Origin of the sequence: Borreliella chilensis (assembly GCA_000808095.1) — a bacterium.
GTDB lineage: Bacteria > Spirochaetota > Spirochaetia > Borreliales > Borreliaceae > Borreliella > Borreliella chilensis.
The window spans coordinates 848,284-867,339 of sequence record CP009910.1; the positions used below are offsets into that span (position 1 = coordinate 848,284).

A 19,056-nucleotide genomic window follows, 5' to 3' on the forward strand; every position below is an offset into this window, starting at 1 on the left:
TATGAAATTTGTTTTGAATAATTTATTTAAAGGCCACCTTATATATTTTGTTTTGTTTTTCTCTTGCCTTACTACTACAAATAATAGATCTATTCAAGATTCTTATAGTAGTGGTCTTGTAGAGAAGAAAAAAGAAGCAGTTGTTATTAGTGATAATAATGTTTTTAATAAGAGCAAATTTAAAAGAGATTATTTAGTGGGATTAAAAGATAATGAATCTTTTTTTCTTAGTAATGCCTTTTTAAAAGAAAATAATTTTTATTTTAAAAAGGCAAGAGAAAGTTATGCTAAGAAAAATATTGGTTTGACAAGCTATTATTTGAATAAAATAATAGCTAATGAGAATCAATATAGCAGAGAATTGTTAGCTAAGGCTAATTTGTTTTTTGGATATGTAAATTATGAGAATGGTTTTTATGATCTTTCTGAATATAATTTTGATCTCTTTTTGAAAGATTATAAATATTCTCATGCTAGTTTAAGATCAGCTGAATTGAAATATTTTATTAAAGAAAAATCAGATGCAATTTCTGCATTTAAAGAGGTTAATGAATTTTCTATCTCAGGTTATGACAAAGGGATTTATACTTTTTTAAGCAATAAGCTTGGGGTAAGCCATTTAAATTTAGAATCTTTGGGGTTTCTTGACAATAGTGTTTTTGATGTATTTGTCTTTAATGAGAATATATTTGTGACTAATATATTGGGTGGGCTTTTAAGGTATAACATGAAAAAGAATGCTTGTAGAGTTTATCTTAAAGATAAGAAAAGCATTTTTTTAAATGGAATTAGAGGCTTTGCAGATCATAATGGAACGATTTATATTGGGGGGAAGAATGTTGTTTATTATATAGATGATATTGATGCAGATGTAAAGCAAATAAATGCTCCTACTAAAGCTGATTTTAGCAATATACAAGTTTTGCTTGGTGTTAAAAATGGAATATTTGTTGGTACTCTAAATTCTGGCTTATGGTTTTATGATTTAAAAAATTGGAAAAATATACCACTTGGATCTAATAAAATTTCTTCAATGTGTTTTGATCCTCTAAAAAATTTATTATTGGTTGGAACTGTTGACAAGGCTGTTTATATTGTTAATGCCGATAATTTAGAAAAGATTCGACATTTAGATTTTTTTAGTAAAAATGATAGTGAAAAAAATATTAATTTTATTAAAGGATATAAGGATAGTTATTTTATTGGAACATATGGCGGTGGTCTTTTTGAGCTAAATTTAAATAAAAATAGCTATAAAAAGCATGTTATTGCTAATAATATTAATGTTAATTATTTTATGGATATGGAGATTAAAGATAAAAAGTTGTTGTTTGCAACCTTTGATCACGGTTTATTGATTTATGATTCGGAAAATGACAATTGGGATTATTTTGGACCTAATAATGGACTTCTTAATTTGAATTTAATAAAAGTTTCTAAGTTTGAAAATTATATTATATTGGGCACTCTTAATAATGGCTTGGTCTTTGTAGATGAAAATATTAAAAAACAGTTATGAGTCTTACATAATTGCTGAATTTTTTAAATATTTTTTAATTACATTCTTATTTTTCTTTTTTGTATTTTTTATAAATCAAATCTTATTCTTTATGAGAATACTTCTTCAAAATTATGTTCCCTTTTTTAAAGCTTTTGTTTTTATTATATATTCTCTTCCCATGGTGATTGCGCTTTCTCCCCCTTTTGCTGCTTTGATTTCAGTAATTCTTACTATTCATAAATTTAAGCTTCATAATGAAATTTTAGCTTTTCGTTCAATTGGCATATCAATTTTTGATTTGCTTATTCCATTTTTTAAATTGGGGCTAGTTATTGTTTTAGTATCTTTTATATCAAATGATATTTTGCTTCCACTTGGATCTATTGGTAGGTTAAAAATTTTTAACGAAATAAAAGAAGAAGTTCCTCATTTAGTATTAAAGCCTTATTCAAGCAAACAATATGGAGATTTGATTTTTGTTTCTGGTGAGAAGTCGGATAATGGTTATAAGAATGTAACTTTTTTTGATAATACTAGACTTAAGGGATTTGATAGAATATTTATGGCAAAAAATCTTGATATTAGAAAAGAAAATTTTCAGGTTTATTTTATTTTAAATGATGTTCTATCTATTGCTTTAACAGATAGTGAGAGTGGATTTTATGATTATTTTTATGCAGATAAAATGAAATATTCAATTGATCAGGTTACATTTAGCGATAGTTTTTTATTAAATTATGTAACTCCTTCGCAAATGAGCATGAGAGATGTTCTAAATTTAATTAGAAAGCAAAACAATTTAATATCAGATTCAAATATAAAAAATAATCTAGAAGGAGACTTTTTAAGTTTAAATTTTTCAAATCTTTATTTAAATTATTTATATAATCAAAATTATTATGTGGATGAATCTTATGTTTTTGAAAATTTAAATTATATGTATAATTTAAATTTAAATTTTAGACCATATCAAGATAAAAGCATAAAGCAAAATTTGGCTCTTTTTAATCTTGAATTTTATCAAAAAATTAGTTTACCACTTTCGGTTTTGTTTTTCATTTTTTTGGCTTTTTCAATGGGAATGTATTCTAATAAAAAATATTCTATTATTCTTGAGCTTGTAATTTCAATTATTGTGTGTGTATTTTATTGGGTAATGTTTATTGGTGGGAAAGTTTATACTGTGCAGTATGCGCCAAACCCTATTATTGTTACTATTTTACCCAATTTAATTTTAGTTATCGCTGGAGCAATTCTCTTTTTGAGATTATTAAGAAAATGAAAATAGATAAGCTTTTTGTAAAAAGTACTGTTCTTACTTTTTTATCCATGAACTTACTTTTCATGATATTAATTATACTTGGTGATTTATTTGTCAATCTTCTCAATTATCTTGAAAAAAATATTGGTTTTAATGATATTCTTTATATTTATTATTTGTATTTGCCAAAAGCTTTCTCAGATGGAGTAGCTTTATCTTTTCTTTTTGCTATTTCTAATCTTATTGGTAATCTTTCTATGAGAAATGAAATAATAGGTCTTTTTAGTTGTGGCGTTCCGCTTACCAGGATATTAAGACCAATTATTTTAATTAGTATATTTATTTCGGTTATTCTTTTCTTTTTTGATAATTATTTAGTAATAGACACTGTAGCAAGAAGAGATATTCTTATTAAAAATAGTATTGGTGATAGTGGATCTAGTGATAGAACTGTAATAATTAGAGATTTTGCTAGAGAAATTTATAATATTAAATCTTATGATATTGATGAGAATGCTTTTTCTAATTTAATGATTATAATTAGAGACAGTAAAGATGAATTTCAAACAAGATATGATATAAATAAAGCCGAATGGAAAGATAATAAATGGAAGCTTTATGGCATTAGGGAGTTTGTTAAGGTTGGTAGAAAAGTAAAGGAGAATGCTTATGAGGTTCTCGATGGGACAGGAATTATTAAGCTAGAGCCTGATTATATAAGGACCGTAATGCTATCATCCAAGGCATTGAATTTTACTAAACTTATTAATTGGATAAGTTTTCTCAAAAGTGAGCATTTAAATTATTCCGATGCATTGCTTGATTTGTTAAATAGGATATTCTTTACATTTAGATTAATTCTTCTTAGCTTTACTGTTGGGTTTATTGCTCTTGCTCTTAAGAAAAATATTTTTATACTTAGTTTATTAAATAGTATTGCTTTTGCTGTTGTTTATGTTATCTCCATTATAATTTTTAATTTTTTAGCAGATCTTGGTTATTTAAATATATACATAGCAAGTTCTTTTACAACTATGTTTTTTTTGGTTATTAATTTTATTGTTTATAGGCTTGTTAGAAAATAATATATATAATAGTTTTTAGGATGTTTATATGTTTAGTGTAATTAAGAATGACAAACATTCTAAAGCAAGGATTGGAGTTCTGAATCTTCCTCATGGAAAAGTAGATACCCCTTGTTTTATGCCAGTTGGTACTTTAGGAGCAATGAAAGGGTTAAAACATGCTGTTCTTGAAAAGTTGGGATGTAATTTGATGCTTGCAAATACTTATCATTTATATTTAAGACCAGGTATTAAAACTATTGAAAAGTATGGCAGTTTGCATAATTTTACAACTTGGAATAAAAATTTTTTAACTGATTCGGGTGGATTTCAAGTATTTTCTCTTTCTAGCCTAAGAAAGATTGATCTAAAAGGTGTACATTTCAAATCTCATCTAGACGGATCTTATCATTATTTTACTCCTGAAGGAGTATTTGCTATGCAAGAAATTTTTGGTAGTGATATTATTATGCCACTTGATATTTGTAGTTCTTATGGGATTGATTATAATGAGGCCAATTTATATACAAATATTACAACCAATTGGGCTCGTAGTACAGTTAATTCTTATAAACATAAAAAAGAGGGATACAGCGGGTTTTTATTTTTAATAACTCAGGGAAATTTTTTTAAAGATTTAAGGAAAAGAAGCATCAATGATATTCTAGAATTAGACAGTCCAGGTATTGCTATTGGTGGTATTTCTGTTGGAGAACCAAGAGAAAAATATTTAGAAATTCTTGAATATAGTTCTTTGTTGATACCAAAAGAAAAACCAAGGTATGTAATGGGTATTGGAACCCCACATTATATACTTGATGCTATATATTATGGTATTGATATTTTTGATTGTGTTAATCCTGCAAGAATTGCTAGGCATGGATCTCTTTTGACAGATAATGGAATAATGCGCATTGGTAAAGAGGAGTATAAGAATGATACTTCTAGGGTAGAAAAAAATTGTGATTGTACTTTATGTACAAGGTATTCAAGAGGGTATTTAAGGCATTTGATAAAATCAAAAGAGCTTTTTGGAATAATTTTGGCAAGTGAGCATAATATTAACTATATGTTTAGATTAATTTCAAAGATTAGAACCGCAATTCTAAATGATAATTTTTTAAACTTTAGAACCGCATACTTAAGAAAATATGAAGAGGGAAACTTAGATGAATAAATATGTTGTTTCTACAGTTTTAGTCATGATTTCCACTTTTTTTTCACGAATAATGGGATTTGCAAAAGTAAAGATTTTCTCTTATTATTTTGGTGCAGATCTTGATGCTGATATTTTTAATTATGTTTTCAATATTCCTAATAATTTGCGAAAAATTCTTTCAGAGGGCGCAATGACTTCAGCCTTTTTACCTGAATTTACATATGAAAAAAACAAATCACACAAAAAAGCTGTTTCTTTTTTCAGAACTGTTATAACCTTTAATGTTATCTCTATTGGTTTGATTATTGTATTTATGATTTTTTTTGCAAAGCCTGTTATGTATTTTTTATCTTATTACAGAGGAGAAAACTTAATTTTTGCAAGCTCTGTATTTAGGTATTTAGTATTATATATTTTACTTATAAGCATATCATCAATATTTACATCTGCTTTAAACTCATATAAAATTTTTTTTATTCCATCATTTTCACCTATAATGCTTTCTTTTGGAATAATATTGAGCATATTTTTATTTTATGATCGTTTTGGAATATATAGTGCTGTTATTGGTGTAATTTTTGGGGGTTTTTTACAATTCCTGGTTCCGTGTATAAATTGCTTTATGATTGGTTTTGCTTGGAAGCCAACATTTTATTTTAGAGAAAAAGTATTTTTAAATTTTTTAAGTAGATGGGTTCGTATGATTTTTGGATTTTCTATTTCAATTGTTACTCAGCAAATTTCATTTGTATTAGCGTCTACTCTTGAGATAGGAAGTGTTTCTATTCTTAGCAATGCTGTGGTTTATTATCAGCTTCCTGTAGGAATTTTTTATATTTCTATTGTTACAGTAATTTTTCCTAAAATGGCAGAGTATGCCCTGTTAGGGAATAAAATCAAATTAAATGCACTTTTAGTAGATGGAATTAAAATTTTGTTATTAATTTTTATTCCGGTATCTTTCATGATGTTTATTTGGTCTGATTATATTTTAAATTTATTTCTTATGGGTGGAAAGTTTTCTATTTATGACACTCAAAAAACAGCAAGTGTTTTGAGATGTTTTCTTTTAGGTTTACTCTTTTATTCAATGTTTAGTTTTTTTCAAAAATATTATTTTTCTATTCGTGATGCAAAAACACCATTTTATTTGAGTGTTTTATTTTCTGTTCTTGATATTGCATTTTCTGTTTTTGGTATTAGCTATTATGGTTTGAATGCTTTAGCATTAGCTCAATCTATTTCTTTTGTGATTTGTGTAATTGTTTTTTATTTTATAATATTAAAAAGTGGAGTTAAAATTAATTTAATTGAGATTTTATTTGTTATTTTAAGGTCAATTATTACGCTTTTCCCTTTATATATAATTTATTATTTTTTTGGAAAGCTCCAGTGGGATGTGGGTTTTAGTTTGAAAAATCTTTATTTTTTAATTATAGCGGGAATTGTTAGTATTTTGATTTTGATTATTTGCTATTCTGTTTTAGGAATAAATAAATTTTTCAATTTTATTAGGAAGGATGTTTTATGAAATATTTTAACTTTTTATTTTTTTCACTTATTATAAATATTTATGCTCAAAATATTAATTCTCCAACTCTTCCCAAACTCCCTATGTCGCCTGAAATAACAGAAGATAAGCTTGATAAAGAAAATTCTTTTAAAGATACGAATTTTTCTAACGTTGGTTTAGCTAGTAAGTATGTTAATGACACAATTCTTTATGGACTTGATAGCCAAGTTGTAAGCATTATAAAAGCTCTTAAAAAGTCAAGTGATAGTCAATATAATCTTTCTCTTAAAAAAAGACTTGAGAAAACTTTTAATGCCGAGATTAAAAAGGAAATACTTGAGCTGTTTATTTCTCTGAAGTATTCAGGGGGCATTGATACAGCAAATTATATTCTTGAAAATTATGAAAACAAAAGATATTCAAATGCTTTATTTGGTTTGGCAATTTCGTATCTTAAAGAGTTTGGTAATAAAGAGAAGTTAAAAAAAATCCTTGTTGACATTCTTGAAAATAAAGAAGGCAATATTGTATCTATTGCGGCTTATTATCTTGGAGAGCTTAATTCTCTTGAATATTCTAAGAATATGTTAGAAGTTTTTGAAAAATATTCTGGTAATGATGGTACTAGAAGGGAAATACTTATTGCTCTTGGAAAGATGTCTGCTGTTGATTATCAAAATAAAATTTATGAGATTTCTTTAGATAATTATGAAAGTCCATCAATTAAGGCTGCTGCAATCGAGGCTTTGTCATATCTTGCCCCAGATAAAGTAATTACAAATGCTGATTTGTATCTTCAGAATAATAACAATAATTTAAATATTAAATTAGCTATTATTGCTTCTTTGTCTAAAGATTCTTCTTTAAAATCCAAAGAGATTTTACAAGGATTTTTAAGAGATTCTGATGATAATATTAGATTTAAAGCTATTAATGCAATTAAAGGACATAAGGACTCTTCAGCAAGGGATGTATTGATTTATAAACTTAAAAACGATCCATCTTTTAAAGTTAGAGAGGCTTCTGCTAAAGCTTTAATTGATATGGATCTTGGAGATATTGAGATAAAAAACATTATGTTTGATGTTAAGATTGACAATGGTTTTAAAATTTCAATGTTTAGCTATCTTTTAGATAAAAATTCTTTAAAAGCATTATCAATTGCTTTAGAAATTGTTAATAAAGAAAATGTTAATAGACCTTCAAATGTTTTAAAAGGTATTGCTTCAATGCTGGCTGGCAAAAAGGGAAATTTTGATACTTTTTATTCTAAAATCATTGATAGTAAAAATATTGATTTAATGCATTTTGCATTAAAAGGTGCTATTTATAATAAATCTTCAACACTTTTTAGTAAACTTAAAAAGATTAAAAGTGAAACAGACTCTGAATACATTAAAATGCTTTTAAAAGATTATTAGATTATTAATAAACTGTTAAAGTAGAGTAAGATTAGTAGAAAATTTTTAAAATTTCTTTAGCTATTTCTGATTTTTTCATTTCTGGGAGTTCTTTTATGCTTTCTTGATTTATTATATAAACTTTGTTTAAGTTTGAACTAAAGTATTTAATTTCATTTGCAATGATAAAGTCCAAATTTTTATTTTTTAATTTTTCTTTGGCGTTTTGAATTAAATTTTTATAATTCTCAGCGCAAAATCCGACAACAATTTGGTTTTCAAACTTATTGTTCCCTATGTGCTTAATTATGTCAGGATTTTTTACTAATTTTATGTATAGGGTGTTGGTTTTATTTTTTTTAATTTTACTGTTAAAGATATGTTTGGGTCTAAAATCGGCAACAGCTGCAGCTCCAATTATTATTTCAAATTTATTGTATATTTTAAGAGCTTCTTTATACATTTCCATTGCAGTTTTTACTTTTATAATATTGACCCCTTCAGGTTCATTTTCATTGGTTGGCCCTGTAATAATTGTAACCTTAGCGCCGAGTTTGTTAGCTTCTTGTGCCAAACAAAACCCCATTTTGCCTGTTGATGTATTTGAAAAATAACGAATTGGATCTATGAATTCTTCAGTTCTGGATGCTGTTATGAGTATTTTTTTATTTTTAAGGAAGGGTTTTTGTTTGAATTCATTCAATATTATTTTTATAATTTTGTCCTCATTTTTAAGACGCCCTAAAGCGTTTGATGAGCAAGCCAAGAATCCTTTATCAGGCTCAATGAATCTATAATTATAGTTTGTAAGTTTTTTTATATTTTCTTTTAAGATAGGGTTTGAATACATTACGTTATTCATTGCTATTGCAAAATAGGTGGGGGCTGTGCTTGCAGATATGATTGTAGTTAATGCATCATCAGCAATTCCTGATGCAACTTTAGATATTGTGTTGTAGGTAGCAGGAATAATAAGAATTAGGTGAGCCCATTTTGCAATTTTTATATGTTCAACCTCATTATGGTTTGAATCCCATAGATTGGTAATTATTTTGTTCTTAGAAATGGTTTCTAGGGTTATTGGTGTAATAAATTTAGTTGCATTTTTTGTCATTACAACTTTAACGTTGTATCCTAATTTAACTAAACTAGAAACTATGTAAACTGACTTGTAAGAGGCTATGCCCCCACATATACCAATTAATATATGTTTATTTTTATTCATATTTTATATATAGTATATATTATTTGTATTTTATATTTATAACTTTATAAGTTTTTGTTATTCTTTTGCTAAAGGCTGTTTTAAATGAGAAATAAGATTTTGTATGCTATATTATTGTATGTTTGTATGTTTTTCTTGTGGTTTTGTTTTGCTTATTTTATTGACACATCAGCTATCATCTTTAATATTCCTTTGTGGTTTTTTGGGTCAGGGATATTGTTTCCTATTATAAATTTTTTTTTGATTTGTTTGTTTATTTTATTGGTTAGTAGATCTTGATACATTGTTGGTAATTTTTTAGATTTTTTAAAAACAGAAATAAGGGTAGTTTTTTGCTATTAAATAAATACTTTCTTGCAAATCGGAATATTAATTTTATTATTATGGCCTTGTTATTTTCTTCTAGCTATATTAGTGCTAGCAGTTTTATTTCTGGGCCCTCTGCTGTTTATAAGTATGGATTATCTTTCATATTGTTAGCTACTATACAAATTCCCACAACTTTAATTGCTTTTATTGTTGTTGGCGAGAGATTAAATAGAGAATCAAAAAAAATTAATGCAATAAATATTATTGATTATATTAGATATAGATATAATAGCGATTTTTTGGCGTTATTGAGTGGATTTGTATTAATATTTTTTTCAATGTTTTTGATTTCTGCTCAATTAATAGGCGGTGCCAAGCTTATAGAAGTTTTTTGGGGAATTGATTATGCAGTTGGTCTTTTATTTTTTACTGTATTAATTTTTATTTATGTATTTTTTGGAGGATTCAAGGCAGTAGCTTATACGGATTTAATTCAAGGATTTTTAATGCTAGTTTCATCTGTTATTTTGTTTTCTAAGATATTGGATTTGGGAGGGGGTATTAGTAATTTGTTCAAGATTGCAATATCTAGTTTAGATAAAAACCTTTTACTTCCTTCAAATGTTGATTTAAAACCACAATATATAGTTTCTTTTTGGATATTAATAGGGATAGGAGTGTTAGGGCATCCTCAGATTATTAATAATTTTATAGCATTTAAAGATGAGAATGTTATAAAATTTTCACTGCCCATTTCTACTTTTATTATTAGTTTTTTAATTATTTTAATGCATTTAATAGGATTTTTTGCTATTATTCTTTTCCCAGATTTAAATCCGAATGATAAAGTTGTTTTAAATGTAGCTTTAAAAGTTTTAAATTCTTTTTCTTGTTTTATGTTTTTTATGGGTCTTTTGTCCGCAATAATGTCTACGGTAGATTCGAATTTACTCTTAGTGACATCTGTTTTAATAAAGTCAATATTTATTTTCAAAAAGGATTTAAAAGAAGATGTAAGTGTTATCAGAGTGATAATGATTTCTAATATTTTTTTTATTTTAATAATACTTGTCTTTTCTTTCTTTCCTCCTAATTTTTTATTCTTTGTTAATATTTTTGCTTTTGGGGCTTTGGAAGTTTCATTTTTTCCTATTATTGTTTTTGGACTTTATTTTAATTTTGCAAGTAAAATAGCGGCGCTTGCTTCTATGTTTTTAGGTTTGGGATTTTATTTGTGCATTTCATGCTTTAGTTTAAATATTTGGTTTTTTCATCCCGTTTTTCCAGCATTTTTTGTTTCTATATTTACATTTTTAATAGTTAATTTTTTTTGTAAAAAATATAGCAAAGTTTATTAGGGTGATTGTTTCTTGCGATTTGATAAATATATCTTTTTAGAAGTTCTTGCCAATGATAATGGTAAGCGACTAGATTCAATTTTGATTAAAATTTTAAATTTTTCTAAAGTTCGGATAATAAAGCATATTAGAAAGGGTGATATTAAGCTAAATGGTCTAAAGCCACATTTTTCATGTAGAGTTTGTAAGGGGGATAGAATTTATTTGTATAAGCCTTTAGCTCAAAATTTGAACTTAACTATGGATGAATGTTATAAAAGCAATATTAATTTTCAAGGTATTCAAAAAAGAATAATTTATGAGGATAGTGATTTGCTTGTCTTGGATAAGCAAAGGGGCATGTTAGTTCATGGGGGCAGAGACTCTCTTGATTTTGTAGTAAATGCATATCTTTTAAGTGAAGATCTGAGATCTTTAAGCTTTAAGCCTTCGGCAGTCCACAGGCTTGATAGAAATACTTCCGGTATTGTTATTTTTGCGAAAAATATAAATGCTGCAAGAAAACTAAGTATTGCATTTAGTAGTGGATCTATAACTAAAAAATATTTTGCAATACTCTCAGGTGAGGTTAAGTCGACTGCTATTTATAAAAATCATTTATTTAGAGATAAAAACCTCAGGAAAACTTTTGTTTTAGAGGATGAAAAGTGTATTAATGCGATTACAAAGGTTAATCCAATATTATCTTCAAAAAGAGCTACTCTTGCTGAGATTGTTATTAAAACGGGTTTTACTCATCAAATAAGGTCTCAATGTTCTTTTAATAATCATCCTTTAATTAATGATAAGAAATATCATGATAAGTTCAGGAAAAGTAATTACTTTTTACATTCTTTTTTGGTAAAATTTAATGAAGCATTCTTTTTAAAGAATGAATTTTATGCTAAGCCTAGTTTAGAATTTTTAAAGCAAGTAAAAGATATGTTTGATGTCTATGAATTTTCAGAATTTTTCAAGTAGTTTTTCCCCGAAAAAACTATTAAGCAAGTTTAAAAACTTTGTAACCAGTATTAAGCATAAATTCGTTAGGGTGAAAGTGTATGCACTAGTAGGATCTGCTGGAACTGGAAAGAGTTTTAGGTCGCATTTGGTAGCAGATAAATATTCAATACCTTTAATCATTGATGATGGTGTATTGATTAAAAATATGAAAATTATTGCTGGAAGTTCAGCTAAGTTTGAAGATAATGTTTTTAGGGCAGTAAAGCGGTCTGTATTTGAAGATGATGATCATCGAAGTGAAATGCTTGAGATTCTTGGAAGAGAGGATTTTAATAAAATATTAATATTAGGAACAAGTCTTAAAATGATAGATAAAATAATTTCAAAACTTTTATTGCCAAATGTTTTCAAGGTTATTTACATAACGGATGTTTCAACCAGACAAGAAATAGAAAAAGCAAGGATTTCAAGGCAAATGGGTGAGCATGTTGTACCAGCAGCTGCTTTTGAAATAACATCTGTGAGACCTAATTTGCTATTAAACTCAATTAAAGTTTTTTTTAAAAGCGGATGGCTATTTTGTAAGAGGAAAAATTATATTCGGTCTGTTGTTAGGCCTCATTTTTATGAAGAAGGAGTTTTATCTATTTCTAAGAGAGCTGTAAGGCAAATTATTGAGCACTGTGTTTCTGAGTATGATAGAAATTATATTGTTTATGATCTTAAAATAAAAAAAGATGGGAGTAATTACCTTTTTAAGTTGTTTTTAAATATTCCTCTTGGTAATAACTTGCTTAATAATACAGAAATGCTTAGAACTTATATTATTACGAATGTACTTAAGTATACAATAATCAATATATTATCTATTGATATAGTTATACATAAATTTTATGAAAAAAAAGATTCTTTAGAAGAGGACTATGAAGGTTGATTTTGACAGTTTGAATAATATTTTTTTTGTAGGAATAAAGGGGAGTGGGGTTTGTTCTCTAGCCTGTTTTTTAAATTCAAAAGGTTACTTTGTAGAAGGGGTAGATGCCCCTGATAAATTTCATACCGATAAGATTTTAGATAATAATAAAATATCTTATTATGAAAATATTTATGAGTTTTCATTAAAAGAGCTCGAGAGGTCTTTTGATTTAATAGTATATTCTTCAGCTTATGATAAGGATGCTTTGCAAGTTTTACTTGAAGCAAAAGAATTGAATATCCCTATTTTATCTTATTCTGAAGTTCTTGGTGAACTTTCTAAGAAATACTATAGTATTGCAATTGCAGGCTCTCACGGTAAAACTACTACCACGGCGTTTTTAGGTGTTCTTTTTAACAAATTAGGATTTAATCCCAATGTTATTGTAGGATCAAGCGTTAAAGATTTTGGCGATGATTCTTCAATAGCTGGTATTAGCAATATTTTCATTGTTGAGACTTGTGAGTATAGAAAACATTTTTTGCATTTTAGCCCCAATATTCTTATTGTAACTAATATTGACTACGAGCATGTTGATTTTTTTAAAAGTTATGAAGCTCTTGAGGGAGCTTTTTTAGAGTACATTAATAATTTGAAAAAAGGTGGAATATTGATAATTAATTCCGATGATAATAATTTGCTTAAAATTAAAAGGCAAATCAGCAGAGAAGATATCAATATTTTTAGCTTTGGATCTAAGGATTTGTCGGATTTTCAAATAAACAACGTTGTAGTCAAGCATGAATATTTTTGCTTTTCTTTTTTAGGTTTGGATAATATTGAACTTAAAACTGTTTTATTTCATAATGTATTGAATTTTTCAGCAGCTCTTTTAGCTTTAAAGATTTTTTTAGAAAATAATGGAAAATCAATTTTTGATTTTAAGGCAACAATAAAGAGAATTGCAAAAAATTACAGTGGTATAAAAAGAAGGGTTGAAGTTGTTAAAGAGGATAAAGGGGTGATTTATATGGACGACTATGCACATCATCCAAGAGAAATTAGAAATACGCTTTTTGGTATTAAAAATTTTTATAAGAACAAGCGTATAATTTTGGATTTTATGCCTCATACTTTTACAAGAACAAAAGAATTTTTCAATGATTTTGTTGAAGTTTTAAGCGCTGCTGATGTAGTAATTTTACACAATATATATCTTTCTAATAGAGAAAATTTTAATCCGGATGAACTTTCTATTAAATTATTTTTAAATATTGAAAAAATAAATAAAAACACTTATTTTTTTAAAGATGTCAAAGACTCTATTGAATTTATAAAAAGTTTATTAATATCGGGAGATTTATTTATTACAATGGGCGCTGGAAATAATTTTATTTTACACGATTTTCTGTAAGGATATTATAGTGAAAAGTATGACAGGATTTTTTTATTTGGAAAAGATAATTGGTAACTATATGTTTAGTGTTAATTTAAAATCTTATAATGGAAAATTTTTAGAATTTAAACTTAGGTTACCAGAAATTTTTTCTGGCTATGATCTTGATATAAGAAATTTGATTTCAAAATATATTAGCAGAGGGAATGTTTTTTTAAATGTAGTATATAAAGAATTGGTTCCCCGTATGAACTTTACAGTTAATCCTAATTATATTGAGGCTATTTCTAGACTTAGGGATTCTTTGTCACACACTAATCTTAATATTAAGAACGAGCTAAGTTTGGGTGATTTCTTATCATTAAAAGGAGCTTTGATAATTGATGAGGATAGTGAGCATCAAGAAGAGATTTATGGGTTGTTTAAGGGTGTTTTAGAGGAAACATTGTTTCATTACAACAATGGGAGAAGTTTTGAAGGAGAAAATACTAAATCGGATATAAAGTCAACTCTTGCTCTAATAGAGCGTGATCTTAAAATTGTAAAAGTTGCTTGCAATGATATAAATGTTAGGCTATTTACAAGCATTAAAGAAAATATTTCTAAATTAATGGATGAATTTAGAGATTTAAGTATTGCAGAAGAGGCAGCTAAAATGGCAATTCGTCTAGACATCAATGAGGAGATTATTCGTTTAGATTCTCATATAGAAACTTTTTATAAAAATCTTGAATATGAGATATGTGGCAAAGTTCTTGAATTTATTTCTCAAGAAATGCATAGAGAAATAACAACTATGAGTAATAAAGCGGTTGATCTTGATATTAAGAATTTGATTTTGAATATGAAGTTAAATTTAGAAAAAATAAAAGAGCAAATAAGGAATGTTGAATGAAAATAGCACTTTCTGGTAAGAGTGGCTGTGGTAATACTACTGTGAGTGGCATGATTGCAAAACATTACGGTCTTGAGTTTATTAATTATACTTTTCATGATATTGCTAGAGAGCGTAATATTCCTTTTTCTGATTTTTATGAGAAAGAGGTAATAGGAAGAAATGATTATTATTGGGATAGATATCTTGACAAGAGATTGTCTACGCTTTCTAAAAAAAATAATACAGTGCTTGCTTCTCGACTTGCTATTTGGATTTCTAAGAGTGCTGATTTAAAAATATATCTTTACGCTAAAATGGAAGTTAGAGCTGAGAGAATAATGACTAGAGAAGGAGGAATGTATTCTGATGTTTTAAGCAGTACTTTTAATAGAGATGAAAATGATAAAAAAAGATATTTAGCTATTTACAATATAGATATTGATGATTATTCTTCAGAGACTGATTTAGTGATTGATGTTACAAATATTAATTCAAATGAAGTTTTTCAATTGATTCGATATGAAATTGATAAAAGAAAATTAAAAATTTAACTAAACTATTTAATATATTTAGTTTATAAGGAGATTAAATGACTAAAGTGCCTTTAAAAAAAATACAAGATTTTGATGGAAATTTTTATGAGCTTGTTGTTGCTACTATAATGCGTACGGAGCAGATCATAGATAATATTTCTTTAGCAGAGCATGCTGTTCTTGATGATAAAATATTAGGGCAAGCTTTCAATGATATTTTGACTGGTAAATTTAGCTATTCAATTGAAGGGAGATAGAATAGTTTTTATTTTTGGTCCTACAGCTGTGGGCAAAAGTAATATTTTGTTTCATTTCCCCAAAAATAAGGCAGAAATTATAAATGTTGACTCTATTCAAGTATATAGAGAGTTTAATGTGGCTTCTTCAAAACCAAGTAAAAATTTGATGAAGCATATAAAACATCATTTAGTAGATTTTCTAGATCCTGAAGAAGAATATACCCTTGGAATTTTTTATGAGCAAGCTTTAAGGATAGTAAAAGAAATAAGAGAAAAAAATAAAATTCCTATATTTGTAGGGGGTACTGCTTTTTATTTTAAACATTTAAAAGATGGGATTCCTTCAACGCCTTTGGTTACTTCTAGAATAAGACTTTATGTAAATAATCTTTTAGACCTTAAAGGCAAGTCATATCTTTTAAGAGAATTGAAAAATATAGATCCCATTAGATTTAATATGTTAAATAAGAATGATATATATCGTATTAAAAGATCGCTTGAGGTTTACTACCAAACAGGAATTCCTATTAGTCAGTTTCAAAAAAAGCAAAACAGTGAATTTAAAAATATTTTGATTTTGGGTCTTAAAAGATCTTTTGAAGATTTGAAAACTAGGATATCAATAAGAATTAATGAGATGTTGAATTGTGGATTGCTTTCTGAGGTTAAAAGTTTGTTTTCTAAGGGTTACAATGAAAATACTCCAGCTTTTAAAGGAATAGGTTATAATGAGTTTTTATTATGGAAAAGTAGACCTTACTGCGTTTTAAATGATATAATAAGTTTAATAAACAAAAATTCGTTTTTATATGCAAAAAGGCAAATGACCTTTTTTGCCAAGATTTCTGATGTTTTATGGTTTCATCCAGAGGATGATTTAGACGACATTTTGAATTTAATTTTTAAAGTTGATAAGGAGATTTAAGGAGTGCCTTGCGGAAGAAAAAGAAAGTTAAAAAAAATTTCTACTCATAAAAGGAAGAAAAAAAGAAGAAAGAATAGACATAAAAAGAAAAATAAATAATTTGCTACATCATCCGGCTTTGTCCGGTTGATGTAGTAGGGTTATTTAGTATGCTCAATTATTAGATTGTTGATTATATTTATGTCTTTGCTAAAGATATAGCTTTTAATTCCTTTGTAATTGACTAGGATCCAATGTCCTTCAATTCCATAGCGTTTCGTTTTTTCTAGTGTTTTTTCAATTTTTACGACTTCATCTTTTCTAAGTAAAATTACGTAATCGTAATCCAATTCGCTGTTTTTCTTGGTGCTTTTGCTAAGAAAAGCATAGTCTTTTATTATTATTCCCATTTTATTGTTAAACCCCAAAATGCTGCTTTGGGGCAAATTCAATTTTTGAATGAGAGGAATTTTGTTATTTTTGTTGCAAGCTAAAAGAATTAAGGATAGTAAATATAATATTTTTGTATTCATAATTTCCTTGATTTTTTATATACTATTTTAGTATGTTACTATAATAATATAGTATTTTTTAGAATTTTTAAGGATTGTTAATGAAGAAATATCTTTTTTTTATTTTATTTCTCATCTCTTCTAATAATTTAATTGTTTCGTATCCACTGTCTTTTGGGGGAGGATTTTCTTATCAATTTACTAATTATACTGATAAAACAGGCTCCACCAAATTTGCTCCAAATTTTACTAGGTCAGATCACGGGATTAATTTGAATTTATTTTTTGATGCAAATTATGTACTTTTGGAAATGTCTTATAAAGAGGCTTTTATTATTACTCACAATGGGAGATATTTTTCTTTTGGGCTTTATGGGACATATCCAATGATTTTTAAAGAACAGATTAGAATGCTTTTCCCATTGGTTGGGTTTAAATATACTCTTGATTTGAGCTCTAATAGCTATAATCTTTTTTTTCTAAGCATGGGGCTTGCTGCGGATCTTTTTATTCCTGATATTGAAGGTTTATATGTTAGACCCTTGTTTATGCTTTCTATTTCTCCATTTTCTAATTATAAAAATTTTTCTGGATTAACAACTGAGATTATGCTTGGATTTAATGTTGGTTGGAGATTTTCTAATTAGGAAGTTTTATTCCTAAGTGAAATGGAACAGATCTTTCTTGTCCAAAGATGTTTGCAGTGAAGTTTAATTTGTGAGGAGCGTTATTGGATTTTACTACAAGAGTGCTTGAGCCCCCTCCGTCTAGATTAATTGCATTGGTCATGCCATAGCTTAATGCAAAATCAATAACCTCATTAAGAGAAGCCCCTTTGCTATTATTGACGCCTCTTCCTTCTATTGTAGCAAGAAATAAATGCTTGTTGTTTTTATCAGTTCCTATTATTGTTCTTGGGTGTTTTGTGTCTTTAAAATTTTTTTTATATTTTCCATTTTTTATTAAAACAAAAAAACCGCTAAATCCGTAATCGGAATTTTTTAGTTCGTCTTCTTTGGGATTTAATACAATTTTGTTATGTTTTATTGTAATCTCTCCATAGCTAGGTATTTGTTTTGAAATCATTTTTTTATTATATATGTATAGCCCTTTGGGAAAAAACATGCTGTGTTTAATTTCATATGGGCTTGTGTTAATTGCAATGTCAACATTGTTGGAAATTAAGAAATTGCTTGTTTTTTGTCCTTTAAAGTAGTAATTATTTAGCTTTTTATCGTAAATAGGCTTTGATATTGTGAATTTCAGATCTTTATTTTCAATTTTCACTAGAACATAATTGCTATTTATGAAATAACCCTTAATAATTTTGTATTTGGTTTTTCTAGGAATTGATTTGGACAACATTAGTCCTGATGAACTACTTAAAATTAATATTAATAATGATAATATTTTTTTATTCATTTCTTTTTATTTTATAAGAATAAATGCTTTTGGGATAGTTTGTTAGTATCAGCTTTTTTAGCTGTGTTGCTAATTTTTCATTTTTAAATTTTATAAGATTAAATATTTGATAAATTATTTTGACATCTATATTTTTTTCATTATTTAATATATTTTTAATTTCTTCTTCATTAATATTATCTTCATTTATTCTTAATTTTAGTGAAATAATTTCAGTTTTTATTTTTTGGTTTTTAATCTTTTTTTTGTTCATTTTGCTTAAAAAGTTATTAGCTTCTTTGTATTTTTTTATTTTTAGATAGTATTTTGTAATTAATAGATAATATTGTTCTAAGTCAAGGTTCTTAATTTTATTTATTACTGCTAATTCTTTTGGCAAATTGTTGGTTAAATCATAAAGCATGTGTAGCTTTTTTAAATTTTCTATATTTTCCTTATTATTACCTTGTAATTCAAAAGGGGTAATTGTTACAAACAATAAAGCACAAAAAAAAGATAGACAACCCATGATTTATTATAAACTTT

19 protein-coding genes are annotated in these 19,056 nt (G+C 26.7%); 15 read left to right on the forward strand and 4 right to left on the reverse strand.

Annotated features, from left to right (window positions below; translation table 11 throughout):
- Nucleotide 1 precedes the first annotated feature (1 nt).
- From OY14_04045 to OY14_04070, 6 genes are read left to right on the forward strand one after another with little or no spacing between them, the layout of a single operon-like run.
- Nucleotides 2–1,519 carry a hypothetical protein gene (locus tag OY14_04045; protein ID AJA90582.1) on the forward strand — a complete coding sequence of 506 codons (1,518 nt, stop codon included), beginning with the start codon at nt 2–4 and terminating at the stop codon, nt 1,517–1,519.
- Entirely contained in the window at nt 1,494–2,783 is a 1,290-nt protein-coding gene (locus tag OY14_04050) for a membrane protein (GenBank protein ID AJA90583.1), read from the forward strand. Before OY14_04045 ends, OY14_04050 begins: the two co-directional genes overlap by 26 nt.
- Nucleotides 2,780–3,847, forward strand: coding sequence for a permease (locus OY14_04055; GenBank protein AJA90584.1), 1,068 nt, complete (start codon nt 2,780–2,782; stop codon nt 3,845–3,847). Before OY14_04050 ends, OY14_04055 begins: the two co-directional genes overlap by 4 nt.
- A 28-nt stretch (nt 3,848–3,875) precedes the next feature.
- Nucleotides 3,876–5,003, forward strand: coding sequence for a queuine tRNA-ribosyltransferase (locus tag OY14_04060; protein AJA90585.1), 1,128 nt, complete (start codon nt 3,876–3,878; stop codon nt 5,001–5,003).
- A complete protein-coding gene (locus tag OY14_04065) occupies nt 4,996–6,516 on the forward strand; it encodes a multidrug transporter MurJ (protein AJA90586.1) in 1,521 nt (506 codons plus the stop codon). Before OY14_04060 ends, OY14_04065 begins: the two co-directional genes overlap by 8 nt.
- Nucleotides 6,513–7,919: a hypothetical protein gene (locus tag OY14_04070; protein ID AJA90587.1), complete on the forward strand. Its 1,407-nt coding sequence runs from the start codon at nt 6,513–6,515 to the stop codon at nt 7,917–7,919. The genes OY14_04065 and OY14_04070 overlap by 4 nt, the downstream gene beginning before the upstream one ends.
- A gap of 31 nt (nt 7,920–7,950) precedes the next feature.
- Here OY14_04070 and OY14_04075 read toward each other — a convergent pair whose 3' ends face one another.
- Nucleotides 7,951–9,123: a phosphopantothenate--cysteine ligase gene (locus tag OY14_04075; protein AJA90588.1), complete on the reverse strand. Its 1,173-nt coding sequence runs from the start codon at nt 9,121–9,123 to the stop codon at nt 7,951–7,953.
- 332 nt (nt 9,124–9,455) lie between these two features.
- On the opposite strand from OY14_04075, the gene OY14_04080 reads away from it, so the two are divergent.
- Genes OY14_04080 through miaA form a run of 8 tightly spaced genes read left to right on the forward strand, consistent with a single transcriptional unit; the run spans nt 9,456 to nt 16,618 of the window.
- On the forward strand, nt 9,456–10,790 hold the full coding sequence (locus OY14_04080) for a sodium:pantothenate symporter (protein AJA90589.1): 1,335 nt from the start codon (nt 9,456–9,458) through the stop codon (nt 10,788–10,790).
- A gap of 12 nt (nt 10,791–10,802) precedes the next feature.
- Complete coding sequence (locus tag OY14_04085) at nt 10,803–11,750, forward strand: pseudouridine synthase (protein ID AJA90590.1); 948 nt, start codon at nt 10,803–10,805, stop codon at nt 11,748–11,750.
- A complete protein-coding gene (locus OY14_04090) occupies nt 11,719–12,666 on the forward strand; it encodes a hypothetical protein (GenBank protein ID AJA90591.1) in 948 nt (315 codons plus the stop codon). Before OY14_04085 ends, OY14_04090 begins: the two co-directional genes overlap by 32 nt.
- On the forward strand, nt 12,656–14,062 hold the full coding sequence (locus tag OY14_04095) for a UDP-N-acetylmuramate--alanine ligase (protein ID AJA90592.1): 1,407 nt from the start codon (nt 12,656–12,658) through the stop codon (nt 14,060–14,062). The genes OY14_04090 and OY14_04095 overlap by 11 nt, the downstream gene beginning before the upstream one ends.
- A 10-nt stretch (nt 14,063–14,072) precedes the next feature.
- On the forward strand, nt 14,073–14,939 hold the full coding sequence (locus OY14_04100) for a hypothetical protein (protein ID AJA90593.1): 867 nt from the start codon (nt 14,073–14,075) through the stop codon (nt 14,937–14,939).
- Complete coding sequence (locus OY14_04105) at nt 14,936–15,472, forward strand: cytidylate kinase (protein ID AJA90594.1); 537 nt, start codon at nt 14,936–14,938, stop codon at nt 15,470–15,472. The genes OY14_04100 and OY14_04105 overlap by 4 nt, the downstream gene beginning before the upstream one ends.
- 38 nt (nt 15,473–15,510) lie before the next feature.
- Nucleotides 15,511–15,711 (forward strand): DNA-directed RNA polymerase subunit omega, encoded by a 201-nt coding sequence (locus OY14_04110; GenBank protein AJA90595.1) that lies wholly within the window; start codon nt 15,511–15,513, stop codon nt 15,709–15,711.
- Nucleotides 15,698–16,618, forward strand: coding sequence for a tRNA delta(2)-isopentenylpyrophosphate transferase (gene miaA, locus OY14_04115; protein ID AJA90596.1), 921 nt, complete (start codon nt 15,698–15,700; stop codon nt 16,616–16,618). The genes OY14_04110 and miaA overlap by 14 nt, the downstream gene beginning before the upstream one ends.
- Before the next feature lie 140 nt (nt 16,619–16,758).
- On the opposite strand, the gene OY14_04120 is transcribed toward miaA, so the two are convergent.
- On the reverse strand, nt 16,759–17,130 hold the full coding sequence (locus OY14_04120; GenBank protein AJA90597.1) for a hypothetical protein: 372 nt from the start codon (nt 17,128–17,130) through the stop codon (nt 16,759–16,761).
- An 80-nt stretch (nt 17,131–17,210) separates the two neighbouring features.
- Here OY14_04120 and OY14_04125 point away from each other — a divergent pair, with 80 nt between their 5' ends.
- Nucleotides 17,211–17,756, forward strand: coding sequence for a hypothetical protein (locus tag OY14_04125; protein AJA90598.1), 546 nt, complete (start codon nt 17,211–17,213; stop codon nt 17,754–17,756).
- Here the strand turns inward: OY14_04125 and OY14_04130 are convergent.
- Together OY14_04130 and OY14_04135 are read right to left on the reverse strand one after the other, a co-directional pair.
- On the reverse strand, nt 17,749–18,531 hold the full coding sequence (locus OY14_04130) for a membrane protein (protein ID AJA90599.1): 783 nt from the start codon (nt 18,529–18,531) through the stop codon (nt 17,749–17,751). The genes OY14_04125 and OY14_04130 overlap by 8 nt on opposite strands.
- Entirely contained in the window at nt 18,524–19,039 is a 516-nt protein-coding gene (locus OY14_04135; protein ID AJA90600.1) for a hypothetical protein, read from the reverse strand. Before OY14_04135 ends, OY14_04130 begins: the two co-directional genes overlap by 8 nt.
- Between the last annotated feature and the right edge of the window lie 17 nt (nt 19,040–19,056).